Origin of the sequence: Rhodococcus sp. 06-221-2 (assembly GCF_002258365.1) — a bacterium.
GTDB lineage: Bacteria > Actinomycetota > Actinomycetes > Mycobacteriales > Mycobacteriaceae > Rhodococcoides > Rhodococcoides fascians.
This window is the reverse complement of record NZ_NOYJ01000009.1, coordinates 19,990-44,926: the sequence shown is the minus strand read 5'-3', so window position 1 is coordinate 44,926 and position 24,937 is coordinate 19,990. Positions and strand designations below refer to the sequence as shown.

The following is a 24,937-nucleotide window of genomic DNA, read 5'->3' as shown; positions in this document are numbered from 1 at the left end:
ACGTGGCTCCCATCAAGATCGGTGCATTGGCAGCACATTTCGGTAGAGACGTCGATCGGGCCGTACTGAAGATCACGACGATCATCTCCAGTGCGGCCCGCGAGGGCATCGATCTCTTGGTGCTGCCCGACGCATCCCTCGGGGGTTACATCAACAGCCTGAGCAACCCGGACCCGTCCGAGTTGCCGCCCACTCTCGATCCGGACGGACCGGAGTTGGCCGCGATCATCGCAGCGGCGGGTGCGATGACGGTGTGCATCGGGTACACCGAACTGTCGAAGGGGCTGCGGTACAACGCTGCTGCCTGCCTGACGGGCGACGGGATCCTCGGCAGTCACCGCAAGGTGCATCAGCCGCTCGGGGAATCCTTGGCCTACGCCGCCGGAGATCGGTTCGAGGCCTTCGATACTCCGGTCGGACGGATGGGCATGCTGATCGACTACGACAAGACGTTCCCGGAGTCGGCCCGCACGCTCGCATTGGACGGCGCGAGAATCATTGCGGCGCTGTCGGCGTGGCCGGCCAGCGTCACCGATCGAGCGTCGTCGCTGCCCAACGATCGGCAGTCGCGACTGTTCGATCTGTACGACGCTGCGCGCGCCGCCGAGAACCAGGTGGTGCTCGTCTCGTCCAACCAGACCGGGGTGATGGGATCCCTGCGGTTCCTCGGCCAGGCGAAGATTGTCGGGCCCGGCGGAGACGTGTTGGCCAAGACGTGGTCCAAAGGCGGTTTGGCCGTGCACGAGATCGACGTCGATGCCGAGGTGGATCGGGCCCGGAGAGGTCTGCATCACCTGGCCGAGCGACGCGTCGACGCCTATCCGAACTTGTTGCAGGAGAAGCCGGATCGATGAAGATCGCGCTGTTGACCTATTCGTCCAAACCGCGCGGAGGCGTGGTGCATACGTTGGCTCTGGCCGAAGCGCTGGCACGCGCCGGCCAGGATGTGTCGGTGTGGTCGCTGGGCCGCGGGGGTGACAGTGAGTTCTTCCGCAAGGTCGACCCGGCTGTCACCGTTCGGATGGTCCCGTTTTCCCACCGCGAGAACGAGACCGTCGGCGAGCGGATTCTGCGATCGATAGGCGTTCTGCGGCAGGCTTTCACGCCCGACGAGTACGACATCGTCCATGCTCAGGACTGCATCTCGGCCAACGCCGTCGGCCGGTGCATCAGGACCATCCACCATCTCGACGAGTTCACCACTCCCGAGCTCGCGGCATGTCACGAACGAGCGATCACCGCGCCGTACGCGCGAATCTGTGTGTCCACTGCGGTGGCCGACGACGTCCGACGCGGCTGGGGGTTCGATCCGGTCGTCATTCCCAATGGAGTCGATGCCGGAAGGTTCTCGGCAGCAGCCGAATCGGGCCGATCGCACTGGAGCGGGAAGTTCGGCAGGTACGTGCTCGCCGTCGGCGGCATCGAGCCACGCAAGGGCAGTCTCGATCTACTCGACGCCTTCGCCGGGCTGTCCGATCGCACCGTGCAACTGGTGTTCGCCGGCGGCGAGACCCTGTTCGACTACCGTGACTATCGGTCCGAATTCGACCGTCGAGCAGTAGCACTGGGCATCGAGCCGGTGATACTCGGAACCGTCGACGACGACGAGCTGCCGCATCTCGTGGCGCAGGCTGCGGCGCTGCCGTTCTTCTCCACCAAGGAAGGCTTCGGCCTGGCCGCGATGGAGGCGCTCGCCGCATCGACTCCGGTGGTGGCGCGTGATCTGCCGGTACTGCGAGAGGTGTTCGGAGACAGCGTCACCTACGCATCGTCGGTGGAGACCATGACCAGCGAATTGGACCGTGCGTTGCACGAGCCGCACGATCCGTCACCGGGGCTGGCGCTGGCGCACAGCCTCACCTGGGACGAGGCTGCGCGTCGACACCTGGAGTTCTACTCCTCGCTACGCTGACCGGTTCGCTTGTTGCGTTTGAGCCGGTGAGGCTTGAGCTTGTGGAACCCTTTGACCCGTAGTGAACGGACCGATTTGAGGTAGAACTCCGAGTCGTGACGCAGTTCATCCGTCATGACGGTATCGACCAGGATCGTTCCGGGATTGGCCGAACTGGTCAGGCGCGCAGCGATATTGACCACCGACCCGTACAGGTCGCCGTACCGTGCCAGTACCGGGCCCCACGCCAGCCCGACCCGCAGATCCGGCATGTCCTCCTGCTCGTCGAAGGCGTCCTGGAGGTCGAGGGCGATGTGGGCGGCATCCTCGGGGGTCTGCGCGCTGAACATCACCTCGTCGCCGACGTTCTTGATCACCGAACCGCGCCCTCGCGCAATGATATTGGTGGCCAGTGACTCGAACTCCTCGAGAAGCGTCGTCAACTCGCCGATGTCGAGTCGACGCGTCAGGCTCGTGTAGCCGACCATGTCGGCGAACCCGACGGCCATCGTGGGGCTGTCGGCGGCGTCGTCGGGAGCGGCGATGGATCGACCGGCCGCTGCTGCCAGGTGGCGTCGCCAGGTGTATCCCTGGAGCGCTTCGAGGGTGGGGACGGTTTCGGCGGCGATGGCACGGGCGTTCCGTCGAATCGCGTCGATGTCGTTCGTGTCTTCTTGGCTGTCGATGATGCGTTCGAGTATGTGAGAGTTCACAACGCCCACTTGCCATTCCGCGAGCCGGGACATCGACTGCCCGAGGGTGCGTGCGATCGCAACCTCCATCTCGGGCTTGATCACCTTCTGCGCGGTCAGTGCGGTGATCAGCTTCAGAGCTTCGAGATCGGCGTCGGTGTAGACGAGTGCGTCGGTATCGGTGTGGACGGGGAAGCCCATGCCGATCCACAGGGCGATGACCCGCTCGAGCGGAATCCCGGACTTCTCGACGATGTCGGCGCGGTTGTACTTGGGCTCGCCGCCCAGTAGATTCCGCTCGATCTCCGTCTGTACTACCGAGTTGATCTGATTCTCAGGCATATCCCAACGTTCTGTCGAAATAGGAACGGACGGCGTCCACGTACTCGTCGATCTTGTCGGGATCCCAATCCGTGGTGGGTATGGGCTCGCCGACGGTGACCTTGACCGTACCGGAGTGAACGGTGAAGTCCTTCTTCCACATCACGTCACCGGCGTTGTGAATGACGATCGGAACGATCGGCACGCCGGCCTGCATCGCCAGGTGAAAGCCGCCTTTCTTGAATCGGCCGAGACGGGACGTCGGCATGCGAGTGCCCTCGGGGGCGATGGCGACCGAGATGCCGCTGTGCAGCTTCTCGATCGCGGGCCGCATGGCCTCTCGCGCTTGCGCAGGATCGCCGCGATCGACATAGGCGACGTCGAAAATTCTGCCCAGCAATGCGAAGCGCGGATCGCGTTCGAGTTCCCGCTTGGCGACGGCGGTGATGTCGCGTCGCAGGATGGAAGTGACGATGATCGAGTCGGCGGTGCTCTGATGGTTGAACATGAAGACGGCTGGCCTGGCCGACCAGGCATTTTCGGTTCCGGTGACGTCGAGCTTGACTCCGGCGAGGGTCAGCGCGATGTCCGGGGCGATGGTGCTGGTGATATTGGCACCGGTACGGCGACTGCGGGTGAGCAACCCCAGACCGAGCCCGATCGACGCACTCGCGAGCACCGATCCGAGCGCCGCCGTGCTGCGTACGGCCGACGTGATATCCGTGCCGCGCTTCGGGCTGTCCAGCGTCAGGGCCGGCCAGTTCTTCTTGGCGGCATAGCGCGCGAGATCAGGATCGGGGTTGAGGGCGATGGGACGGCCCACGGCCTCGAGCAGTGGCACGTCCTCACCGCCGTTCGAGTATGCGAAACAGCCTGCCAGAGCGATGCCTTCACGTTCGGCGTAGTCGATCGCCGCCTGTGCTTTGCGGGGTCCCCAGAGCGAATCGCCGACGAGCTCGCCGGTGAGAATTCCGTCGGTGACCACCGGAGTCGTGCACAGCAACTCCTCGAACATCATGTCCTGTTGCACCGGCAGTGCCTGGTACGGCGTGGCCGAGGTGGCCATCACGAGGCGATGCCCTGCGTGCCGGTGAGCCTCGACGAGGGCCCGGGCCTGCGGGTAGATCATCGGCGCGATCTCGTTGCGGAACAGGGTGTATGCCTGTTCCATCAGGTCCTCTTCGCGACGGCCTTCGAGGCCGCGGACGGCCTTGCCCATCAGATTGTCGACGGGAGAGTTACGCATCCGCATCTCGACGACGGCACTGGAGATCTCCCACAGTTCCTTGACCGTGACGTCGAGGGTCTTGAGGCGTTCGAGAAACACTGCGCGAGCTGAGAATCCGTTGATGAGAGTGCCGTCGAGATCGAAGAAGGCGATGGTGTCTCGGCCGGGTGGGGCGGCGGCGATCGCTATCAGTCGATCGTCGAACTCGGTCATGGATTGTTCTCCTCGGGGGCAGAGATCGGTTCCACCTCACGGAGCATTCGGTGCGCCATGTCCCGGATGGTACGTACCTTGCGGGCCCATTCGTCGATCTCCAGCGCGAAGTCCCTGCGGCGGCGGGCAATGCCGTCCGAGCTGGAATCGATCAGGTCGCGGTTTTCGGCCAGTTGCAGTGCAGTGTCGAACAGTTCGCCCGAGATGGACTCACTGTGATCGAGCTGCTGGCGGAGCCGCCTGGCCTGGGCAGCGCCGAGGCATTCCGAGATGAACTTCGGTTTGTCGAATTCTCCGCTCTGCGGCAGCAGCATCAGCTGGTCGGCCACTACCTGATAGGCCTCGAAGATCGGCTGCAGTACGCGGTGCGCCAGGTGCAGATCCTGCGATTCGAGCTGTCGCGCAGCATAATCGGGGTCGCTGATGCTGGTGCGCCAGTCCGGGTCGATGAGATCGACCTCGGATTCGAGACGCTCCCCGAAGTCCTTCTTGTCGCCGAAGAAGAACTCGAACTTGAGTAGATCTCGCAATTGCAGGGCCGACGTCCACAACGATTCCTGAGTCAGCGGCGTCGAGTCACCCTCGGTCGGTAGCACCACCAGCTCGCCGATGGCGCGCATCACGAAGAAGTGAATGGCGTTGTTGCGGAAGAACGCTGCCACCAGATGCTTGTCCTGCGCCAGGTAGAACAGCGGTTCGGGGCCGTCGTCGAAACGCTTGACGACGTTGGCGTTGACCTGTGCGATGACGGCCGAGCGGACGACGTCGACGTCGGCGATGTCCACCCCGCCCGCAGTGGGTAGGTTTCTGCGTTTGATGTAGCCGGCCAACGGCGAGATGATGGCCCACATCTCGTTGACGTTGAGTGCGCGATCCTCGATACCCAACAGCGCCATCGTGACCAGTGCTGCCGGGGTCACCGGCGTCGCATCGTTGATCGCATGGGAGACACCGAGCGCGATCTTCTGCACCGCGACGCGCTTGTCGGTGTTCTCGGCGACGATCGCCGCCACCGACATCGGCTCTCCGAAGTTCAGATAGACGTTGCCGCGCAACGTGCCCTGAGCGCGGATGTACCCGATGGCCATGCGAATGCCCTCGGCTTGCTTCTTCGCCCCGTGCGATTCTTCGGCCATCGCGCCGACCTCGTGCAGTCGGTCGTAGGTGATGGACGTCGGGATCAAATAGACGTCCTCCGCGTCGCTCGACTCGAGGGCGTCGACGAGGTAGGTCAGCAGACCGAACCGCGGCGGTCGGAGCTTTCCGGTGCGGCTGCGTCCGCCCTCGATGTACCACTCGAGGTTGAACCGCTTGCTGAGCAGAAAACTCATGTACTGACGCAGCGTCCATTTGTAGATCGCGTCCGAGAACTTGCGCTGAATGAGCACCACGCCACTGCGTTTGGCTATCGGGCCCAACGGCCAGAAGCCGACATTGATGCCGCCCATGACGTGATTGAGCGGCAGTCCCTCGGCGAGAAGCGCGGGACGCAGCACGAGTGGGTCGAGGTAGGAACGGTGATTGGGCAGGAACACCAACGGATAGTTCTTGTTGAGTTCGCGAACCTTCTGCAGCTGATCGCGATCGACGTCGACCTTGTACGCCCGCGAGAAGTACGCGCCGAGGGTTCCCCACATCTCGACGGCGCGCCTGGTTTCGGTCGCCACCATCTCGCCGAGGATGTCCTGAACCCTCTTGTCGACGGTGTCGCGATCCTGGCCGACGTGGTCTGCGAGCTCGGTGATGCCGTCCCTGAACTTCTTCTGCTCCGTCATGTCCTCGACGACGAAGCGCGGAATCTTGTACTCCGAGCCGATGACTCCGCGTTCGGCCTTGTCCAGTGCGAGACTGGCCTGCCGCAGGATGAACGACGACAACGACGTGCCGCCGCCGCGCTCGAACCGATCCTGGAGATCGCTCAGGGTTGCGGGTTCACCGACCAGCACTGCGGAGTGATCGGGATCGTCGTTGGCCACCCACCGCTGCCACACCCGTGTCGGCTTCGAGCGGCCTCTAGGGGCGAAGATGCGGTGCAGAATGCCGGTGCTGCGATCGGTCAACGTGACCCGCAGCGGAATGAGCAGCGGATCGTCGGCGTACCCGCGGACGGTGTCCGACAGTGATGTCCTGGCCTCACCGGACAGAACGACCGATGGGGGCCGACGTTCTCCGTCCGGGGTGGTGGCGTCGATCCACTGATTCAGGGCCTGAACCTCGAGAGTGCTTCTGGCATCGAGCAAGTACACGTGCGGACCGTCGCTGAGCGATTGCTGGTCCGCGTCGAGGTGGTACATCGAAGCTCCTGTTCCGTACCTGCGCAAGAAGGTACGCCGTCAGGCTACGCGGGAGAATCCCGGCGCGAGGGCGGTTCGGCGAGGTGGTCGACGGCACTCGACGGGCGCTCGGACGGCCTGTCCGTTAGAGTCGTGCCATCGGCCTTCTCTGGCCAAGCCTCTTTAGTGTTAATCGTAGTAACTGTTACTTCTGGTTACGGTTACTCGGGGTCACACATACTTGGGATCGACGTCATCCTCGCGACCGATACTCGATACCGTGCTGCCTGCGCACGTGAATCTGTGCGACAGTATTCGCAAACACTTTCGAGAAAGGCCGGTAGTCGATGCCACCCCGTGGGCGCGCCGTGAACGATTCGCTGACTCCCGAGAACCTGACGACGCTCGCAGCAGCGCTCGCCGAGGGGCGTCGCGCCACCGTGTATCTCCGCGAGCCGAATCCGAGCCTCGGCCTGCCCGACGGTACGTCGGCCAAGGTGGTGTCCATCGACGGCAACACCGTCACCATCAGCCCGAAGGGCGTCAACGACGAACTGCCCTACGAGGCCGAGGAACTGCGCATCACCCGCAACCCGGCGACCCCACCCGCGCCTGCCAAGCGCATCCCCGCGAAGAAGACGGCATCGACTGCGCCGGTATCGAAGCCGGTCGCTGCCTCCGAGCCGGTCGCTGTCTCGAAAACGAGCCCTTCTTCTACATCGGCCACGGCTTCTACATCGGTCACGGCGTCGACATCGAGCGCTGCTCCGAAGTCGGTACCGGCGACCGACGTTGCCGCCAAGCCCGCCGGTGCGGGGTCTGCGTCGACCGGCTCGGCCCCACGTCGTCCGAAGAAGGCGCCGGGCGGAGTGAGCGTGACCATTCATTCCGGTGCCGACAACGATTGGTCGGTCACCGTCACGCAGGGCGCGAAGAGGCCGACCAAGGCGCAGCCGGTGAGTCCGGAAGCGGTCGGTCGGGCCGTTCGTGAATTGGGCGATGTCACTGCACGCGATGCCGTCGAGGCTGTGATCTCCCATGCACGTGAAGAGGCGGCACGCCGCGTGGCCGAACTGAGTCGTCAACTCGACGAAGCTCGGACGACTCTTGCGGCCCTCGAGCAGGACGTATGAGCGACTAGCTCGTGTTACGACACGTTCTGTTGCTAGGGTTCTGCCGACACCGCTGAGAGGGAGTACATGTTCAAGAAATTCATGCTCGTCGTCGTGGGGGCGGCTGCAATCGTAGCCAGCGTCGGCGTGGGGACCGCATCCGCGGCCGCTCCTGCAGCTCTCGGCGGTGGGTCCGGAATCATCGTCGGAGGCCAGGCGGAGTGCACGCTGACGACGATCGGCAACGACCGCAACGGAAATCTCGTGGGCTTCACCGCCGGTCACTGTGGCCAAGCGGGTGCCTCCATCGTCCCGGAGTACGATACCTCCCTCGGTGAGGTGGGCCGCATCGCATTCTCCAACCCGGAGTACGACTACGCCCTCATCGAATTTCAGCGTGACAAGGTTGCCCCGATCAGCCGCGTGGGCAACGTGACCATCTCTCAGGTCGGCCCGCCGACGGCGTTCCCGAACATCGTCTGCAAGGAAGGCCGCACGACCGGCAACACCTGCGGTCTCGCGTACGGAGACGTTCTGCAGTCGCAGGAGACCTGGGCGCAGCTGTGCGTCGTCGAGGGTGACTCGGGTAGCCCGGTCGTCGTCGGCAACACCCTCGTCGGAATGGTCAACGCTTACCTGGGCGTCGCGTGCTTCGGCCCCGAGGTCGGCACCAACTTCGACGCGATCCTTCGCAACGTCGATCAGGGCAACGGACTCGGCGCAGGATTCGTCCCCGCTCCCTGACCCGCACTCGTAGACCGATGTCCCGTCGGCGCAATCACATTGCGCAGGCGGGGCATTCGTCGTTTCAGGGGTGGGCTTCGGCTGGCGCGTTCGCGGCGCGGACACCGATCACGATGCGTTCGGCTTCGTCCGGTGCGATTCCGAGCAGGACCAGACTCGACGTGGTGGCCGCACCTGTGGGGTCGGTGAGCAGCCCGGCATTGGTGGCCTCGAGGATCGACAGCGCGATGGCTTCGATGTTGAGGATCAGCACCTCGGCCGGCAGATAGGTGGAGAACACACCCTCGCGCTGTCCACGTCGAATGACAGCCGCAGCCGACTCCCGCATCGGTCCCAGCAGGTCGTGAAGACCGTTGTGTCCCAGGTCGGTACGCGCGACCGCAAGTAGGAGCCGGTACTGATCTCCGACGCGTGCCAGTGCCAGCGTCTGTCGCACGAACACGGTGACGGCGGATTCGTCGACGGCCGGATCACGTTCGAGCGCGACCGAGATGCGTTCTGCGGCTTCGAGTGCGATGCCGTCGATCAGGGCTTCGCGAGAGGCGAAGTGCGAGTACACCGTTCGTCGGACCACCCCGGCCGCGGATGCGACGTCGTTGATGGTCGCGTCCGGATTGTTCGCCAGTACCCCCTGCGCGACATCGAGAATTCGCGCTCTGTTCGAGCGGGCGTCACTTCGCTGCACGGGCGATCGGTCTGTCCGTGCGCTCGGTCTCGACTCCGTCGTCTTCGGCACACGTCCACTTCTAGCACGATCGCGTCGACGCAGTGTGGTTGCCGCCACAAAAGATTGCCGATCCTAGCGCGAATTTCTTAAGCTGCACAGCACTGTGCAAGGTGTGTCGCACTTTGCCAACGGGGGGAACACATGACACTGCTTGCGATGACACCTGTCCAAGAAATGCACAAACCCTATGCCCGACGATGGTCGGCCTTGGTGGTGTTGTGCCTGAGCCTGCTGATCGTGGTCATGGCAAACACGTCCCTGCTCGTCGCCGCGCCGTCGATGACGATGGATCTGGGCTTGACCAGCAGTGATCTTCAATGGGTGATCGACGGATACACCGTCCCGTACGCGTCGTTGATGCTGTTGTGCGGAGTGATCGGCGACCGGTACAGCCGACGCGGCGCGCTGATCATCGGACTGATCATCTTCGTGGCGGGGTCGGTGGCGGGGGCGCTGACCGATGCCACGCTCGGCGTGATCCTGGCTCGAATCGTCATGGGTGTCGCGGCTGCGATCGTCATGCCTGCGACGTTGTCTCTGCTGGTGGCCACGTTCCCCAAGCGTGAGCGGGCCACAGCCGTCACCGTGTGGGCGGCCACGTCCGGCCTCGCCATCGCCGCCGGGCCGTTGCTGGCCGGGTGGCTTCTCGAGAGCTTCACGTGGAGTTCGACATTTCTGATCAACGTCCCGATTGCGCTGGCCGCCATAGCCGGAGCCGTCGTACTCGTCCCGCCGTCGCGAGCCGTCGATGCCGGTGCGATCGATTGGATCGGCGGGTTGCTGTCGGTTCTGGCCGTCTCGACCATCGTCTACTCCATCATCGAGGGCATGCACTTCGGCTGGACCGTCGGGCCGCTGTACTTCGGCCTCGTCGGACTGCTGTCGGTGCTGGGTTTCGTGGGCTGGGAACTACGACACCCCAATCCGTTGCTGGACGTGCGGATGTTCTCCTCGCGTGTTCTCGGGGGTGCCACCCTTGCGGTACTGGTGTTCTTCCTGGTGACGTTCGGGGCGATCTACCTCGTGGCGCAGTACCTCCAGTTCGCTCTCGGGTACGGCCCGGTCTCCACCGGAGTGCATCTGCTGCCGCTGGCCGGCGCAGTGTTCGTCGGGTCCGGAATCACGATGTGGCTGACCCCCAAGATGGGGCCGCGTGTCACCGTCACCGCAGGGATGATCGTGGGCACGCTGTCGGTCGTATCCCTCGTCGGAATCGATTCGACGGCAACGTATGTCGACTTCCTACCCGTACTGACGCTGCTCGGACTCGCCATCGGGCTGTCCGTCTCGCCCTGCACCGACGCCATCATGGGTGAGTTCCCGGACGACAAGCTCGGTGTCGGCGGCGGACTGAACGACACTGCACTCGAACTGGGCGGGTCTCTCGGCATCGCAGTATTGGGTTCGGTTCTGGCGGCGTCGTATCGACAGGGAATCGAGGGGTTTCTGCAGACCTTCCCCGGAAAGCAACCCAACGGCCAGTACACCGGTCAGGCCGCAGAAGGGCTTGCAGCATCGCAGGATTCGCTGGCCGGTGCGGTGATCGTCTCCGACATCATTCGCGAGCAGAATGCATTTCTGAGCGGCTTCGCAGACAATCTCGAAGCGAATGCCATCTCCGCCTTCGGCAGCGCCGTTGTGCACACCAGTGTCGTTGCGGCCGTGGTGTTCGGAACCGGAACCGTGATCGTGGCGTTCCTCATCCCGGCCAAGAACAAGGCGCTCGCGTCGTCGTCGGACATGATCGCGTTCGAGCCGATCGTGCCCTTCGTTGCGCCGCCGGCCACGCGCGCAGCGGCTGTCCGTGAGGTCGCCGAGCTCGAGCAGCTACTCGAACGGCCGTCGGCAGCCAAGCCCGAACCGAGTACGCCGCGTGTACCGCGAACAGCGAAGCCGCACAACGCTGCCGCGCGGGCACTGGTCGACGCCGAACTCGAACGCCCCAGCATCTATCAGTTGGCGCTCGAACTCGGCGAACTGCCCGTCACACCGACACCGCCGGACGTGGAGCCGACCGAACCGTTGCAGACGTTCTACCAACGAGCCAGCCGACAACACGCGACGTGCACCGAGATGAACGAACGCTCGAGCCCTATCTGGGCGATGCCGTTGTAGACCTCCCGAACGCGTGAATGGACCACTGCACTGCCGCCGGGTTGGGATCAATGCGCCTTTGTTGCAGTCCAACTGACTGAAACCCACATTGATCCCAACCGGGGGGGCTAGGGCCGGGGGCTAGGGCTAGGGCGGGTGGCTAGATCAGCACCGCACCGTTCGATGCCGAACCGACCAGTTTCGAGTATTTGGCGAGCACTCCGCGGGTGTAGCGCGGAGGAAGCGGTGCCCAACCCTCCTGGCGTGCTTGCATTTCGGCTGCGTCGACGAGAACGTCGAGGGTGCCCTTGCCGACGTCGAGTCGGATCTGGTCGCCGTCGCGGACGAAGGCGATGGGTCCGCCGTCGACTGCCTCGGGTGCCACGTGTCCGACGCAGAGGCCGGTGGTTCCGCCGGAGAATCGGCCGTCGGTGAGCAGCAGGACGTCCTTGCCCAGGCCCGCGCCCTTGATGGCTCCGGTGATCGCGAGCATTTCGCGCATTCCGGGTCCGCCCTTGGGTCCCTCGTAGCGGATGACGACGACGTCGCCTGCCGCGATGGTGCCGTCTTCGAGAGCATCCATGGCCGCGCGTTCACGCTCGAAAACTCGTGCGGTACCGACGAATACGTCGGAATCGAAACCGGCGGACTTGACGACGGCTCCGCCCGGGGCGAGTGATCCTTCGAGAATGGTGATGCCGCCGGTCGGGTGGATCGGCTTGTCCAGTGCGCGCAGCACTTTGCCGTCGGGGTCCGGGGGAGCGATGTGAGCGAGGTTCTCCGCCACGGTCTTTCCGGTGACGGTCATGCAGTCGCCGTGCATGAGGCCCGCGTCGAGCAGGGCCTTCATGACCACGGGGACACCGCCGATGGCGTCGACGTCGGTCATGACGTGCTTGCCGAAGGGCTTGACGTCGGCGAGGTGTGGAACTTTCGCTCCGACGCGGGTGAAGTCGGCGAGGGTCAGTTCGACCTGAGCTTCGTGCGCGATGGCCAACAGGTGCAGCACGGCGTTGGTTGATCCACCGAAAGCCATGACGACGGCGATCGCGTTCTCGAAGGCTTCCTTGGTGAGGATGTCGCTGGTGCGGATGCCGCGTCGCAGCAATTCGACGACGGCCTCGCCGCTGGCGTGTGCGAAGCCGTCCCGGCGACGATCCGGTGCCGGCGGAGAAGCGCTGCCGGGCAACGACATTCCCATGGCCTCGGCGGCGCTGGCCATGGTGTTCGCGGTGTACATGCCGCCGCAGGCGCCTTCGCCGGGGCAGATGGCGCGTTCGATGGTGTCGACGTCGGCGCGCGACATCAGTCCACGCGAGCAGGCACCGACGGCCTCGAAGGCGTCGATGATCGTCACCTGGTGCTCGCTGCCGTCGGACAGGGTGGCGAATCCGGGCAGGGTGGATCCGGCGTAGAGGAAGACGCTGGCGAGGTCGAGACGCGCGGCAGCCATCAACATTCCGGGCAGCGACTTGTCGCAGCCGGCGAGCAGCACGGAGCCGTCGAGACGTTCGGCGCTGATGACGGTTTCGACGCTGTCGGCGATGACCTCACGCGAGACCAACGAGAAGTGCATGCCCTCGTGGCCCATCGAGATGCCGTCGGACACCGAGATGGTGCCGAATTCCAACGGATACCCGCCGGCCGCGTGGACGCCCTTCTTGACTTCCTTCGCCAGTCGTTCGAGCGAGAGGTTGCAGGGAGTGATCTCGTTCCACGACGACGCGACGCCGATCTGGGACTTGACCCAGTCGTCGTCGCCCATCCCGACGGCGCGGAGCATGCCGCGGGCGGCAGTCTTCTCCAGCCCGTCGGTGACGTCCCGGCTACGTGGCTTGACGTCGACTTCGGGTGGATTGTGCGGGGTCGTCATGACACTCCTGAACGGTCGGCGATGGTGGCTCCTCGGTCGCGTCCTCAGGTTCCGCCCCGAGTCGCATTCACCGTCAACACTAAACCTGTGGCGCTGCGCTCTTTCGGCATGCACCGGAATGCCCTCCATCGAGTGACGAACGGCCCTGTCGAGCACCGCGACCTCGGGGCGACAGTGGGGGCGGATCCACCGCATCGCGGTGGGAGGTCGAGGAGAGACGATGAGCGATCAGCCGGATACGGCCGTGGTGGAAATGCTGGTGGAGCTCGCGTGCCGCGCGCCGTCGGTGCACAACAGCCAGCCGTGGAGGTGGACCTACTCCGAACACGGACTCGATCTGTACACCGACACCTCCCGCGTGCTGGGGGTGATCGACCCGACCGAACGGCAGATGGTGATGAGCTGCGGGGCCGCGTTGGACCATCTCGAGAAGGCTGCCGCGGCGTTTCGGTGGAAGACCGAGATCGACCTGTTGCCCGCCCCGGGCACGCCGGATCATCTTGCGCGTATCCGCCTCGTGCACGACGCGCATCCTCGGTCGCGTGAGTTCGACATGTTGAGTGCGATCAACCGTAGGCACTCGGATCGGCGGGCGTTCGGACCGGTGCCGACCGATCGCGTTCTGACGCGATATCTCGGTCGGCAGCACTACGGCACCGAGATGACCGTGTTGTCGGCAGAGTCGAAACAGACGTTGGCGAGGGCCTCGACGCTGAGCGCGGGCATCCGGAAGTACGACGCGACGTACCAGGCCGAGATCAGATGGTGGGCCGGGCATTCGTTCCGCTCCGGAGGAATTCCGCCCGAGGCGCTGACGACCCGCGCGGACTCGTCGAGGGTCCAGGTGGGGCGAGCATTCCCCGAACCGCACCGCGTCGGCACGGTGGTTCCGCGGGAGACGGTCGAAGACGAATCCTCGGTGGTGCTGCTCGGCACACCGTCGGACGAACGACTGGATTGGCTGAACTGTGGCCGTGCCATGTCGACGTTTCTGCTGGCAGCGACCGCGGACGGCTTGGCGACGTGCCCGTTGACTCACATGACCGAGCAGGCCGGCAGCAGGCGACTCGTCCAGTCGTTGGCACCGCACATCGGCATGGCACAGGTGCTGATTCGAGTCGGTACACCGATGATCGGCGCCCCGGCGCCTCGAACGCCACGACATGCGGTGGCCTCGGTGCTGTCTGCTCCCGCACGCGCAACGAACAGGAGACGATCGTGATTCTCGCAGCACATCAGAAAATCGTGGTGGGGGTGGATGGTTCGGCCGGCAGTATCGGCGCTGCGCTCTGGGCGGCGACACTGGCAGAAAGGGTGGACTCTCCCCTGCTCATCGCCACTGCAGTACAGCAGCCTGTGATCTACATGGGCGAGCCCGCAGCGGTCGTGCCGAAGGAGGTGTGGGACGAGCAGCGCCGAGCGTCCGAACACATGGTGACCGACGTCGCTGCCGCAGTGCTGGCCCGTCATCCGGACCTTGCCGTCTCCACCTCGGTGGAGGAGGCGACGGCATGCACGATGATGGTCGAACTCTCCTCCACCGCGCGGATGCTCGTCGTCGGCAATTCGGGTTCCGGTCCGATCGTGTCCGCATTGTTCGGCAGTACGGCGCAGGAGACCTCGAACGCGGCCCTGTGCCCGGTGATCGTGTGGCGGGAGGGCGACGCCGGCTTCGACGCGCCGGTCCTCGTCGGTATCGACGGCAGTGCAACGAGTGAGGCGGCCGTCGAGCAGGCCTTCGATCTGGCCTCGTTGTTCGGTGTATCGATGATCGCCGCGCTCGCCTGGAACTCGTGGTCCCACGGTGCGGCGCTCTCCCCGCCGGGGCCGCATGACAGCATCGAGATCGAGCGTGAGCAGCAGATGCTGCTCTCCGAATGTCTGGCCGGGTGGGCCGAGAAATATCCGGATGTCAGTGTCGAACATGTAGTGCGGCAGGGTAATCCAGCGCATCTACTCGTCGATCTGTCCAAGCGAGCCGGCCTCGTGGTGGTCGGCAGTCACGGGCGAGGAGTGGTTGCCCGAGCACTGTTCGGATCGACCAGTAGCAACCTCACCCGCCACGCCCACTGCCCGGTGATGATCTGCAGAGACCGATGACCAACCGCACCGTACCGAATCGTGTGCGCGGAAGTGAGGATCGACGACGAGTTCTGGACTCCAACAAGGCTCATCGGCTTGCGCGACGGGCGACCGTCGCACGGCTGATCGGCCACGACCACTTCGGGCCCACCATCGACCCGGTCTCCATCGTATGGAGCGGTAGTCGGGTGTATTTCTACGCCGAGGGGCGGTCGCGGTTGGGGTGGAGTGCGCTCGATTCCTCGGTCGTCCTGGAAGTGGACGCCGAGGACGACGCTCACCTGACCGTATCGACTGTCGTGATTCACGGAATCGCCCGTGCGGTCGTGGATGCTCGACTCGAAGTCCTCGAACAGCTACTGCCCCGGCCGCATTCGGACGGCCCACCGATGCACCGACTCGTCGAAGTGACCCCGACATCGGTGTCGGGGGTCGAGCTGATGCGTGGACCGACTGCGGGCGAGACGAATTCACGAGGGTGAAGGCCGGGCCTCATGGCGGCAGGATCGGGACTTTCGACCCTGCCGTCGGCATCGAGAATTCGGCAATGTCGGTTCTACCGATTCGTCGACTTCGAGGAGTTCGAGATGAAGCAGCAAGTACACGAAGGACACGACGGGCAGGCCGTGTTGGCCGAGGCCGAAAATGTACTCGCCGAAGTGCTACTGGTGTGTGCCGTCGCCGCGGTAGGCCTTTTCCTGACGTTGCTCGCGTCCGGTGTGACCGGCTGGGCTGCGGTCTGCGGAGGTGCGGCAGCAGCGATGTTCGTGATGGCCGCAGTGAGCCTTCGTGCAGGGCAGCACGCCGCGCAAAGATCGGATGCGCCTTCGGGTTCCGATTCTGTGGCGGGGTCGATGTGACGCCGACTTCCGGCGGACGTGAGCCCGCGAGAGCAGGAACGACGAGGATGACCGACAGTGAAAGGCCGCAGGTGACGGGCTCGATGCGGGTCGATTCCGACTCCTTAGTCGTCGAGATTCCGACGCAATCGATACCGATGGTGTTTCCGGTGACCACTGCATCGATCGACGGTGTCGTCCATTCGGTGGTGATCGCCGAGTATGGGCCGCTCAGCGGGGTCTCGCCCGACGGACACATCCTCAGAACAGCCGTGCTCGAACGGTGGCCGGACGCACGAGTGTTCGAGCGGCGCAGCACGGGTGAGCGAGGTGCAGACCCGCGCGGCTACGAGAGTTTCTACGTCGAATTGGAGCCGAGCGGTTGCCGAACCGACATCGACCTCGACGATGTGTCCGCGCTCTTCGGCCACTGACCGGACGCGAACACGGACTGCCAATTCGACTGCACTGCACATCATCACGTCATGGCGACTGTGCCGTGGCCGTCGACATCGAGACAGGAAGATCACATGAGTAATTCCACCGCCCGCACACTTCCCATCGTCGTGGGTATCGACGGATCGGCCGAGGCCGAGGCTGCAGCCCGATGGGCCGGCACCTACGCGGACAAGGTCCACGCGACCGTACGTCTCGTTCATGCAGTCCCCGTGGGGGATTGGTACGGCTCCGCAGCATTCGTCGACGGTGGCGCGCTGGAGAGGGATCTTCGCGCCATGGGCCGCAAACACCTCGTCCGAGCAGAGGGAGAGGTACACGCCGCCGCACCCGGGGTATCCGTGGACACCGTCAGTGTGGACGGCACCATAGCGTCGTACGTGGCCGACGTGGGAGCAGACATGGTGGTGCTGGGATCCAGGAAGTCGAGCGCGATCCGCGACCTCACCCTCGGTAGCAACACGCTGCGCGTCATGACGCACGCGCAGTGTCCGGTGTTGTTGCTCCGCAACGAAAACGACAAGGCCGACGTGGGCCGCCCGATCGTGGTCGGGATCGACGGCAGCGAACAGTCCGATCGAGCGCTGGGTGCCGCGCTCGAGATGGCCGACAACCTGGGCGCACCCGTGATCGCAGTCAACTACTGGGGGTTCGCGGCTCAGGCCGGCATAGGCATGAGCGCCGGCTACATCGACTGGCAGGCGGTGCAGGAAGACGAGAAGCGTTGGCTGGAAACACATGTGGAGAAGATGCACGAGAAGTATCCGGCTGTGCAGCTCACGACGGTCAGTGCCCAATCGAGCCCGACGCGAGGCTTGCGAGCGCTGTCTGCGTCGGCATCGATGCTCGTGGTCGGGTGCCGAGCTAGAGGTGCCCTCCGCGGTGCGATCCTGGGGTCGGTCAGTCAGAACCTCGTGCACCATGCCGAATGCTCGGTGTTGATCGTGCGGTGAGCAGTCAGTCGACGCTGCGTCTGTCGACCGGTGGGGCACCCAGATCGCAGTGCGGTGGGCAGTCGGAGGTGTCGCCAGTGCTCTTGATCAGCGCCGCCGCGATGACGGCACCGAGTATTAAGAGCCCGGCGCACATCAGCATCGCCGAGTGGAATCCGGCCGAGAACACCTGTGGCGCAGAGTAATCGGACCCGGCAATGCCTGCCAATGCGGGCAGCGCGGCAACGGCGAGCAGTTGACTGGTTCTGGCGACAGCATTGTTGACGCCCGATGCGATTCCGGCGCGGTCGTCCGGTGCCGCGCTCAGGACGGCTCCGGTCAACGGGGCCACCAGAGCGGACAGGCCGAGGCCGAACACGACGACGGCGGGGAGAACATCGGCGACATAGGTGGATCCGGGCCCGATGCGCAGCATCAGCAGCAGCCCCGCCGCCGACAGCAGCGGCCCGACCGTCATCGGAATGCGCGGGCCGATGCGCCCCGCGAGCCGGCCCGCGCGGGCCGACAGTACGAGCATCAGCACGGTGATCGGAATGGTGGCCAATCCGGCTGCGACAGGGGAGAACCCGACTGCGAACTGCAGCTGCAACACCAGGAGGAAGAACACCCCGCCGAGGGCGGCGTACACGGCGAAGGTCACGAGATTGGCTGCCAGGAACACGCGCGAGGCGAACAGTGACGGCGGTACCAGCGGATCGTGGGTGCGGCGCTCGATCACCACGAACATTCCGACCGCGACGATCCCCAACGCGAGCGCAAGAACGTGGGACTCGATCAGGCCGTACGTCAGCAGCCCGAGGGCAGCGGCGACCGTCACCGCGCCGGGGACGTCGAGGCGACCGGCAGCGTGCGGATCACGGCTCTCCGGAACATGTTTCATCGCCACCCACACGACCACCACGGCCAGCGGAACATTGATCAAGAACACCGCGCGCCAGCCGACGGCGTCGACGAGCCAGCCGCCGAGCAGTGGACCGATCGCCGACGCCACTCCGCCCAACCCCGACCACAGCCCGATCGCGGCTCCGCGATCGTCGGATCTGATGGACGCCGAGATCAGCGCGAGCGAACCCGGGGTCAGCAATGCCGCGCCGATGCCTTGGAGCAGCCGCGCGGCGATCAACACCTCGATGCTGGGGGCAAGACCGCACAGGACCGATGCCGCCGTGAACCAGACGGTGCCCCAGACGAACACCCGCCTGCGTCCGAGCCGGTCACCGAGCGAGCCGCCGAGCAGGATCAGCGACGCCAGCGCCAACGTGTAACCGCTGAGCGTCCACTGCAGTCCGGTGACACCCGATCCCAGATCCCGACCGATCGCCGGGAGCGCGATGTTGACCACGGTGGCGTCGAGCATCGCCAGAGACGACCCGAGCACGGTGGCAGCGACGATCCATCGGCCCCGCGCACTCGACAGGGAAATGGCTACATCGGGCCGCTCCGCAGGCTGCTCGGTCACAACTTCTCGACGCAGACGACGAAGTTGCGGGAGTCCTTCTCGAATCCGTACAGCGCGGGGTCGGGGCAGTCGTCGACCGACGTGGTGCCCTGCAGGATGGTCACCACCCGGCGGGTGTCGGCACCCGGGGTGGCGCAGTCGACGCGTTGCGCGAACTCGCCCACCAAGTCCATGCAGCCACCGACGATCCAGTCGATGTCGAGGCACAGGGCCCCTTGCTCGATGTCGAAGTACGTCTCGTAGTAGTACTGATCGGCGTCGGGCGGGCATTCGGCCGAGGTCGGAGTCTTGGCGAACACGACGTAGTTGGACTGTGGGGATCCGCAGGTCGCATTGGCGACGGTGGCGTTCTCGACCGTCCCACCGAGTTCGACGCATTGGCCGATCTCGACGTCGATGTCGACGCTGCCGCCCTCGTCGATGTCGGGGGTCGGGGAACCGGTGGTGGTGCGTGGCGGCGTCGTGGTGGTGGTGGGAATGCTGGCACCGGAGATGGCGACGGCGGTCCCGGATACCTCCGAGGCGCATCCGCTCAGTAGCACCGCCGCGCAGGCGGACAGAGCGGCGACGAAAGCGCGGACCGAACGAGTGGGTGACGCCATGGTGAGTCCTGCTCTCGACGAAAGAAGCGTGCTGGGTGCATCGACCGTATGTGTGTAGAAAATATCGGACTCGGTTGTCGGCCGCATGAGGCAGGATGAAGTGCGTGGATCTTCCTCTCGCCGTTCCGGTTGCGCCGATGCTCGCCAAAGCCGCGAAAGTGGTGCCTCCTCAGCCCGAGGACGGGCCGCCGGTGTGGTCGTACGAGCCCAAATGGGACGGTTTTCGCGCCATCGTGTTCCGCGACGGCGACGAGGTGGTGCTGGGATCGCGCGGCGGCAAGGACCTGGCTCGGTACTTTCCAGAGCTCGTCGAGGCCGTCAAGGCCGAACTACCCGAGAAGATCGTGATCGACGGAGAGATCGTGGTGCCGCGCGAGAAGAACGGTTCCACGCGCCTGGACTGGGAGTCGTTGTCCGAGCGCATCCATCCCGCGGCGAGCCGAGTGACGATGCTGGCGGAGAAGACACCGGCGCAGTTCATCGGCTTCGATCTGTTGGCCGTCGGCGACGAGGATCTGACGGATGAGCCGTTCTCGACGCGGCGGGCGCGATTGCTCGACGCGGTGGGCACGGGCGGGCCGGGTTGCTTCGTGACCTCGGCCACCGACGACGCGGCCGTGGCCGAGGATTGGTTCGAGCGGTTCGAGGGAGCAGGCCTCGACGGCGTCGTAGCGAAGAAGCTCGACGGGCCGTACCTGCCCAACAAGCGCGAGATGATCAAGATCAAGCATGCCCGTACCGCCGACTGCGTGTTGATCGGCTATCGAATTCACAAGTCCGGCAACGGCATCGGATCACTGCTGCTCGGCCTGTACGACGGCGAGGATCTGCGCATGATCGGCGGAGCGTCGGCGTTCACCGACAAGCGGCGGCTGGAGTTGCTCGAAGAACTCGAACCGCTCCGGCTCGGTGACGACGTCACCTACGACGGCGAGGCGACCCGTTGGAATTCGTCCAACGATCGCAATTGGATTCCGGTGCGCATCGAGCGGGTCATCGAAGTGGCCTACGACCAGATGGAAGGCGCGCGGCTGCGGCACGTGGCCAGGTTCCTGCGCTGGCGCCCGGATCGCGACCCCCGCTCGTGCGCCTACGACCAGCTCGAAGTGCCGGTGCGCTACGACGTCGCCGATGTGATTGCTGGAGGGCGATAGACATGGCCGCGAAAACACCACCGGCGTTCGTGCAGGCGGGGGAGCGCGAAGTGCGAGTGTCGAGTCCCGACCGCGTGATCTACGAAACGACCGAACGCACCCCGGAGATCACCAAACTCCAGGTGTGCGAGTACTTCGCCGCGGTGGGCGAACCGCTGATGCGGGCGATCGGCGACCGCCCGACCGCGATGGAGCGGTGGCCCGACGGCTACCGCGAGGGCATGCGATTGGCGCTCGGCCCGCAGGACAAGGAGGGCGACGGTTTCTATCAGAAGCGGTTGCCCAAGGGTGCGCCCGAGTGGATCGAGACCGTGAAGATCGCGTTCCCGAGCAAGCGCACTGCCGAGGAACTGTGTCCCTCCGAAACTGCGTCTCTGGTGTGGGCAGCCCAGATGGGCACGCTGACCTTCCATCCGTGGCCGGTGCGACGACCGGACGTCGACCATCCCGACGAGCTGCGGCTCGATCTCGATCCGCAGCCGGGGACGACGTTCGCGGACGCCCTTCGCGTCGCCGATGTGACGCGAGAGTTGCTGGAGGAGTTGGGCTTACGCGGCTATCCGAAGACCAGTGGCAATCGGGGCATTCACATCTACGTGCGCATCGAGCCCGAGTACACGTTCGAGCAGGTGCGCCATGCGGCCATCGGCCTGGGCCGAGAACTCGAACGTCGCGACGACGGGGTGACCACCAACTGGTGGAAAGAAGAACGCGGAGAACGCATCTTCATCGATTACAACCAGAACAACCGTGACCGCACCATAGCCAGCGCGTGGAGTCTGCGAGCCCGGCCCGGAGCGACGGTGAGTACGCCGATGACGTGGTCGCAGTTGGCAGACGTCACCGATCCGCGTGACTTCAACCTCGTCACCGTGCCGGAACTGGTGCAGGACGGCGACCCGTGGGCCGACATGGACACGAAGGCGTATTCGCTGGAACCGCTTCTGCACCTGTGGGAAACACTGCCGGGTGGTGAGCTGAACTTCCCGCCCGACTACCCCAAGATGCCCGGCGAGCCACCCCGAGTGCAGCCGTCGAAGAAAGTCGCCGAGCACTGGGATGCGGAAGGAAACCGCACCGACAGCTAGATCCGCTCGGCCCACCCTCACATGGATTCGAGTTCCCGGATCAACGTCGCCGCGTCGTACGGCCCCACGTGGCGGGTGAGGTTCTTGTCGCCGCGACCCAGGTAGAACGTCGGAGTGCCGCCCACATCGGAGGACGTGGCGTCGAGTTCGTCGTCCTCGACGCGCACCACGTAGTCACCGGTGCGGATGTCGTCCTCGAATCTGTCCATGTCGAGGCCGAGTTCGCGTGCGTACCCGTCGATGTCGTCGGGTTCGAGGGCGTCGCTGTTGCGGAACAACACGTCGGCCATCTCCCAGAACTTGCCCTGCGCTGCGGCGGCTTCGCTGGCGTACGCGGCGTAGCGGGCATGGGGGTGGTAGTCGTCCAGCGGCAGGTGTCGGTAGACGTACCGGAGGTCGTCGCCGAAGTGCTTGCGTACCTCGGCGACGCTGCCGGTTGCCTTGCTGCAGAAGGGGCATTCGAAGTCGGCGTATTCGACGATCGTCAGCGGAGCGTCGACGGGACCGCGAATGTGATCGCGTTTCACGCTGACCGGACGCAGAATGCGCAGCGACGCTTCGGCTTTCGGCGGGTGGATCTTCGCGTCGATGCGGAAGAGGATCCAGCCGAGCAGGGCAGCGATGACCGAGGCCGCCAGCACGCCGACGCGGGCCTCGTCGGCCAGCAGCGGATCGTCGAGCGCGAGGTCGATGATGAACAGCGAGATCGTGAACCCGATTCCGGACATCGCCGCACCACCCGCGATGTGCGACATGGTCAGTCCGGGAGCCAGAGCCGAGGGTCGCAACTTCGCGAAAATGGCCGAGGCCCCGGTGATTCCGATGAGCTTGCCGAGCACAAGGCCGGCGATGATGCCCCAGGTGAGAGTCGACGTGGAGGCAGCCTTCAGGGTGTCCGAGCTGAGCACCACCCCGGCATTGGCGAGCGCGAAGATCGGCACGATGATGAACGCGGTGTACGGCTGGTACAGGCGCATGAGTCTCTCGTTGACCGAGACAGCTTGATCCAGGCCGAGTCTCGCGGCTCGCGCGTATTCGGGATTCGGTGATTGACGGAAGGCGCGGGTGAGGTCCGATGCTCGTTCCACCTCGGAGCGACGCGGCGGGTACACCGGAAGAATCAGTGCGATCATCACGCCGGCGAGCGTGGGGTGAACTCCCGACTCGTACATCGCGACCCACGTGAACAGTGCGACGACGAAGTACCCGACACCGCGCCACACTTCGAGCCGACGCAACAGGAAGATCAGTCCGAGCCCGATGAACGCCAACACCAACGGAACCACGTCGAGATCGTCGGTGTAGAAGAACGCGATGATCGCCAGCGCGCCCACGTCGTCGGCCACGGCCAGCGTCAACAAGAAGATCCGCAGCCGCGCGGCCTTCTTCGGGCCGAGTACCGCAAGGGCACCGAGCAGGAACGCGGTGTCGGTGGAGATGACCACGCCCCAGGCCTGGGCGGCCGGGCCGGAGGGGTTGAAGGCGAGGAACAGCAGCGCGGGTGCGGCCAGACCGGCGAGTGCAGCCACGATGGGAATCGCTGCGCGCGATCTGTCGGTGAGCTCACCCATCGCGAACTCGCGTTTGACCTCGAGGCCGACGACGAAGAAGAACAGCGCCATCAGCGCGTCGTTGACCCAGTGGGCGAGGTCGAGGGAGATGCCGTGCTCACCCACGGTGATCGACAGTTCGGTGTGCCAGAACGACTGATAGGTGTCACCGAGTGGTGAGTTCGCCCAGATCAGGGCGATCAACGTGGCCGCCAGCAGGAAGCCCGCGGCCAAGGTTTCACTGTTCTTCTCGCCGCGAGCCCGCGAGATCCGTTCGACGAATCGTGCCATCGGCCGGTCCGTCGGCGTGATCTGATCTGCCATCTGCAGCCCGGGTCCTTCCTCGGAGGTGTTGTGAAGCAGTCTGTACCAACACGGCGGTCGACGCTTTACTTCCACGCAGGTCAGTACCCTGGATGGTTCTCTTGCCGGGAAGCGTTGTCGAAGAGATGTGCACGACATATTCGGCGAACGGCATTAGTCCGCCGAGAATCGGGAATACGAGCCCGACTCACCCCTGCCACTAAGGAACATCCATGCGTGATTTCATCTGCCGCAAGTGCGGACAGAAGCTGTCGTTCGAGAACTCACTGTGTCTGAGCTGCTCGAGCGCACTCGGCTTCCATCTGCCGAGCAGAGCCCTCCTGGTGCTCCCGGACAAGGAAGACGGCATCTCCGAGGCCGAGGTGGACGGTGCCATCTGGAAGACGTGCGCCAATCTCAACACCGCACGCTGCAACTGGCTGGTCGACGCATCCGATTCCGACGACCTCTGCCTGTCCTGCCGGCTGACGCGGACTCGCCCGGCCGACGACGACCTGGACGCCATGGCCGCCTACGCGGACGCGGAGACCAACAAGCGTCGCGTCATCCTCGAGCTCACCGAGCTGGGTCTGCCGATCGTCGGCCGGGACGAGGACGCGTCCACGGGTCTGATGTTCGATCTGCTCTCCAGCGCCAACCAGCAGGTGATGACCGGTCACAACAACGGTCTGATCACCCTGGACCTCGCCGAGGGCGACGACGTGCACCGCGAGCAGCTCCGCGTGGAGATGTCGGAGCCCTACCGCACGCTGGTCGGGCACTTCCGTCACGAGATCGGCCATTACTACCAGATGGTGCTGGTCGGAGACGGTGAACACCGCGCGGCGTTCGAGGAACTGTTCGGCGATCCGGATTCGAGCTACCAGGATGCGCTCGATCGCCACTACAGCGAAGGTGCACCGGAGGGCTGGGAGGACACCTACGTCTCGTCCTACGCCACCATGCACCCCGCCGAGGACTGGGCCGAGACCTTCGCCCACTACCTGCACATCCGCGACACCCTCGACACGGCCGCGGCCTTCGGGATGGCACCGGCCGGATCCACCCTCGAGAGCCCGCTGCCCGGCGAGGTCGGCTTCGATCAGATCATCGACTGGTGGCTGCCGTTGTCGTGGGCACTCAACCAGATCAACCGATCGATGGGTCACCAGGACCTGTACCCGTTCGTGCTGCCGGCGACCGTCGTGAAGAAGATCGGCTTCGTGCACTCTCTGGTGGCACCCAGCGCTCTGTGAGCCTCGCTCACGGTCGTTGAGCTCAGC

The 24,937-nt window shown here is 64.9% G+C and carries 22 protein-coding genes; 14 read left to right on the top strand and 8 right to left on the bottom strand.

Going from position 1 to position 24,937, the window contains the following annotated elements:
- Positions 1–2 precede the first annotated feature (2 nt).
- Both CH281_RS04940 and CH281_RS04935 read left to right on the top strand, forming a co-directional pair.
- Positions 3–854, top strand: coding sequence for a carbon-nitrogen hydrolase family protein (locus CH281_RS04940; protein ID WP_027495243.1), 852 nt, complete (start codon positions 3–5; stop codon positions 852–854).
- On the top strand, positions 851–1,912 hold the full coding sequence (locus CH281_RS04935) for an MSMEG_0565 family glycosyltransferase (RefSeq protein WP_094693198.1): 1,062 nt from the start codon (positions 851–853) through the stop codon (positions 1,910–1,912). Before CH281_RS04940 ends, CH281_RS04935 begins: the two co-directional genes overlap by 4 nt.
- Here the strand turns inward: CH281_RS04935 and CH281_RS04930 are convergent.
- From CH281_RS04930 to CH281_RS04920, 3 genes are read right to left on the bottom strand one after another with little or no spacing between them, the layout of a single operon-like run.
- A complete protein-coding gene (locus tag CH281_RS04930; RefSeq protein ID WP_027495245.1) occupies positions 1,894–2,925 on the bottom strand; it encodes an adenylate/guanylate cyclase domain-containing protein in 1,032 nt (343 codons plus the stop codon). The genes CH281_RS04935 and CH281_RS04930 overlap by 19 nt on opposite strands.
- The gene (locus CH281_RS04925; protein WP_057474468.1) at positions 2,918–4,345 is read right to left on the bottom strand and encodes an HAD-IB family hydrolase; all 1,428 of its coding nucleotides are present in this window, start codon (positions 4,343–4,345) and stop codon (positions 2,918–2,920) included. Before CH281_RS04925 ends, CH281_RS04930 begins: the two co-directional genes overlap by 8 nt.
- Positions 4,342–6,639 (bottom strand): glycerol-3-phosphate 1-O-acyltransferase, encoded by a 2,298-nt coding sequence (locus tag CH281_RS04920; protein WP_032367917.1) that lies wholly within the window; start codon positions 6,637–6,639, stop codon positions 4,342–4,344. The genes CH281_RS04925 and CH281_RS04920 overlap by 4 nt, the downstream gene beginning before the upstream one ends.
- Before the next feature lie 326 nt (positions 6,640–6,965).
- On the opposite strand from CH281_RS04920, the gene CH281_RS04915 reads away from it, so the two are divergent.
- On the top strand, positions 6,966–7,751 hold the full coding sequence (locus CH281_RS04915) for a DUF6319 family protein (RefSeq protein ID WP_032369564.1): 786 nt from the start codon (positions 6,966–6,968) through the stop codon (positions 7,749–7,751).
- Positions 7,752–7,817: 66 nt separating this feature from the next.
- On the top strand, positions 7,818–8,474 hold the full coding sequence (locus CH281_RS04910) for a hypothetical protein (RefSeq protein ID WP_027495249.1): 657 nt from the start codon (positions 7,818–7,820) through the stop codon (positions 8,472–8,474).
- A 64-nt stretch (positions 8,475–8,538) separates the two neighbouring features.
- On the opposite strand, the gene CH281_RS04905 is transcribed toward CH281_RS04910, so the two are convergent.
- A complete protein-coding gene (locus CH281_RS04905; RefSeq protein ID WP_179274118.1) occupies positions 8,539–9,159 on the bottom strand; it encodes a TetR/AcrR family transcriptional regulator in 621 nt (206 codons plus the stop codon).
- A 183-nt stretch (positions 9,160–9,342) separates the two neighbouring features.
- On the opposite strand from CH281_RS04905, the gene CH281_RS04900 reads away from it, so the two are divergent.
- Positions 9,343–11,316 carry an MFS transporter gene (locus tag CH281_RS04900; protein WP_027495251.1) on the top strand — a complete coding sequence of 658 codons (1,974 nt, stop codon included), beginning with the start codon at positions 9,343–9,345 and terminating at the stop codon, positions 11,314–11,316.
- A gap of 139 nt (positions 11,317–11,455) precedes the next feature.
- Here the strand turns inward: CH281_RS04900 and ilvD are convergent, their stop codons facing one another.
- Complete coding sequence (gene ilvD, locus CH281_RS04895) at positions 11,456–13,168, bottom strand: dihydroxy-acid dehydratase (protein WP_027495252.1); 1,713 nt, start codon at positions 13,166–13,168, stop codon at positions 11,456–11,458.
- Positions 13,169–13,388: 220 nt separating this feature from the next.
- Here ilvD and CH281_RS04890 point away from each other — a divergent pair, with 220 nt between their 5' ends.
- The 6 genes from CH281_RS04890 to CH281_RS04865 all read left to right on the top strand — a co-directional run bounded on the left by CH281_RS04890 (position 13,389) and on the right by CH281_RS04865 (position 17,498).
- The gene (locus CH281_RS04890) at positions 13,389–14,390 is read left to right on the top strand and encodes an Acg family FMN-binding oxidoreductase (RefSeq protein WP_094693194.1); all 1,002 of its coding nucleotides are present in this window, start codon (positions 13,389–13,391) and stop codon (positions 14,388–14,390) included.
- Complete coding sequence (locus CH281_RS04885; RefSeq protein WP_032392485.1) at positions 14,387–15,268, top strand: universal stress protein; 882 nt, start codon at positions 14,387–14,389, stop codon at positions 15,266–15,268. The genes CH281_RS04890 and CH281_RS04885 overlap by 4 nt, the downstream gene beginning before the upstream one ends.
- Entirely contained in the window at positions 15,265–15,732 is a 468-nt protein-coding gene (locus CH281_RS04880) for a pyridoxamine 5'-phosphate oxidase family protein (RefSeq protein WP_032392484.1), read from the top strand. Before CH281_RS04885 ends, CH281_RS04880 begins: the two co-directional genes overlap by 4 nt.
- Positions 15,733–15,837: 105 nt before the next feature.
- Entirely contained in the window at positions 15,838–16,110 is a 273-nt protein-coding gene (locus tag CH281_RS04875; protein ID WP_143544760.1) for a hypothetical protein, read from the top strand.
- 47 nt (positions 16,111–16,157) lie between these two features.
- Positions 16,158–16,523: a hypothetical protein gene (locus CH281_RS04870; RefSeq protein WP_032392482.1), complete on the top strand. Its 366-nt coding sequence runs from the start codon at positions 16,158–16,160 to the stop codon at positions 16,521–16,523.
- Positions 16,524–16,619: 96 nt separating this feature from the next.
- Positions 16,620–17,498, top strand: coding sequence for a universal stress protein (locus CH281_RS04865; protein ID WP_179274117.1), 879 nt, complete (start codon positions 16,620–16,622; stop codon positions 17,496–17,498).
- A 4-nt stretch (positions 17,499–17,502) separates the two neighbouring features.
- Here the strand turns inward: CH281_RS04865 and CH281_RS04860 are convergent, their stop codons facing one another.
- A complete protein-coding gene (locus CH281_RS04860; RefSeq protein ID WP_231578237.1) occupies positions 17,503–18,855 on the bottom strand; it encodes an MFS transporter in 1,353 nt (450 codons plus the stop codon).
- A gap of 98 nt (positions 18,856–18,953) precedes the next feature.
- The gene (gene lppU / locus CH281_RS04855; RefSeq protein ID WP_027495259.1) at positions 18,954–19,559 is read right to left on the bottom strand and encodes an LppU family putative lipoprotein; all 606 of its coding nucleotides are present in this window, start codon (positions 19,557–19,559) and stop codon (positions 18,954–18,956) included.
- Positions 19,560–19,663: 104 nt separating this feature from the next.
- Between lppU and CH281_RS04850 the strand changes: the two genes are divergently transcribed.
- Together CH281_RS04850 and CH281_RS04845 are read left to right on the top strand one after the other, a co-directional pair.
- Entirely contained in the window at positions 19,664–20,713 is a 1,050-nt protein-coding gene (locus tag CH281_RS04850; protein ID WP_094693236.1) for an ATP-dependent DNA ligase, read from the top strand.
- A 2-nt stretch (positions 20,714–20,715) separates the two neighbouring features.
- Positions 20,716–21,801, top strand: coding sequence for a DNA polymerase domain-containing protein (locus CH281_RS04845; RefSeq protein WP_094693186.1), 1,086 nt, complete (start codon positions 20,716–20,718; stop codon positions 21,799–21,801).
- Between the two features lie 17 nt (positions 21,802–21,818).
- On the opposite strand, the gene nhaA is transcribed toward CH281_RS04845, so the two are convergent.
- Positions 21,819–23,675 (bottom strand): Na+/H+ antiporter NhaA, encoded by a 1,857-nt coding sequence (nhaA, locus tag CH281_RS04840; RefSeq protein WP_094693184.1) that lies wholly within the window; start codon positions 23,673–23,675, stop codon positions 21,819–21,821.
- 212 nt (positions 23,676–23,887) lie between these two features.
- On the opposite strand from nhaA, the gene CH281_RS04835 reads away from it, so the two are divergent.
- Positions 23,888–24,910, top strand: a complete 1,023-nt coding sequence (locus CH281_RS04835; protein ID WP_027495263.1) for a zinc-binding metallopeptidase family protein — start codon at positions 23,888–23,890, stop codon at positions 24,908–24,910.
- Positions 24,911–24,937: the final 27 nt, after the last annotated feature.

What these genes read in the sequence shown, in the direction of transcription:
- CH281_RS04925 (WP_057474468.1), bottom strand. Translation starts at nt 4,345, where the DNA reads ATGACCGAGTTCGACGATCGACTGATAGCGATCGCCGCCGCCCCACCC.
- nhaA (WP_094693184.1), bottom strand. Translation starts at nt 23,675, where the DNA reads ATGGCAGATCAGATCACGCCGACGGACCGGCCGATGGCACGATTCGTC.
- CH281_RS04860 (WP_231578237.1), bottom strand. Translation starts at nt 18,855, where the DNA reads ATGCTCGACGCCACCGTGGTCAACATCGCGCTCCCGGCGATCGGTCGG.
- CH281_RS04845 (WP_094693186.1), top strand. Translation starts at nt 20,716, where the DNA reads ATGGCCGCGAAAACACCACCGGCGTTCGTGCAGGCGGGGGAGCGCGAA.
- CH281_RS04870 (WP_032392482.1), top strand. Translation starts at nt 16,158, where the DNA reads ATGACCGACAGTGAAAGGCCGCAGGTGACGGGCTCGATGCGGGTCGAT.
- CH281_RS04920 (WP_032367917.1), bottom strand. Translation starts at nt 6,639, where the DNA reads ATGTACCACCTCGACGCGGACCAGCAATCGCTCAGCGACGGTCCGCAC.
- CH281_RS04910 (WP_027495249.1), top strand. Translation starts at nt 7,818, where the DNA reads ATGTTCAAGAAATTCATGCTCGTCGTCGTGGGGGCGGCTGCAATCGTA.
- CH281_RS04835 (WP_027495263.1), top strand. Translation starts at nt 23,888, where the DNA reads ATGCGTGATTTCATCTGCCGCAAGTGCGGACAGAAGCTGTCGTTCGAG.
- CH281_RS04880 (WP_032392484.1), top strand. Translation starts at nt 15,265, where the DNA reads ATGACCAACCGCACCGTACCGAATCGTGTGCGCGGAAGTGAGGATCGA.
- ilvD (WP_027495252.1), bottom strand. Translation starts at nt 13,168, where the DNA reads ATGACGACCCCGCACAATCCACCCGAAGTCGACGTCAAGCCACGTAGC.
- CH281_RS04900 (WP_027495251.1), top strand. Translation starts at nt 9,343, where the DNA reads ATGACACTGCTTGCGATGACACCTGTCCAAGAAATGCACAAACCCTAT.
- CH281_RS04890 (WP_094693194.1), top strand. Translation starts at nt 13,389, where the DNA reads ATGAGCGATCAGCCGGATACGGCCGTGGTGGAAATGCTGGTGGAGCTC.
- CH281_RS04935 (WP_094693198.1), top strand. Translation starts at nt 851, where the DNA reads ATGAAGATCGCGCTGTTGACCTATTCGTCCAAACCGCGCGGAGGCGTG.
- CH281_RS04930 (WP_027495245.1), bottom strand. Translation starts at nt 2,925, where the DNA reads ATGCCTGAGAATCAGATCAACTCGGTAGTACAGACGGAGATCGAGCGG.
- lppU (WP_027495259.1), bottom strand. Translation starts at nt 19,559, where the DNA reads ATGGCGTCACCCACTCGTTCGGTCCGCGCTTTCGTCGCCGCTCTGTCC.
- CH281_RS04875 (WP_143544760.1), top strand. Translation starts at nt 15,838, where the DNA reads ATGAAGCAGCAAGTACACGAAGGACACGACGGGCAGGCCGTGTTGGCC.
- CH281_RS04865 (WP_179274117.1), top strand. Translation starts at nt 16,620, where the DNA reads ATGAGTAATTCCACCGCCCGCACACTTCCCATCGTCGTGGGTATCGAC.
- CH281_RS04915 (WP_032369564.1), top strand. Translation starts at nt 6,966, where the DNA reads ATGCCACCCCGTGGGCGCGCCGTGAACGATTCGCTGACTCCCGAGAAC.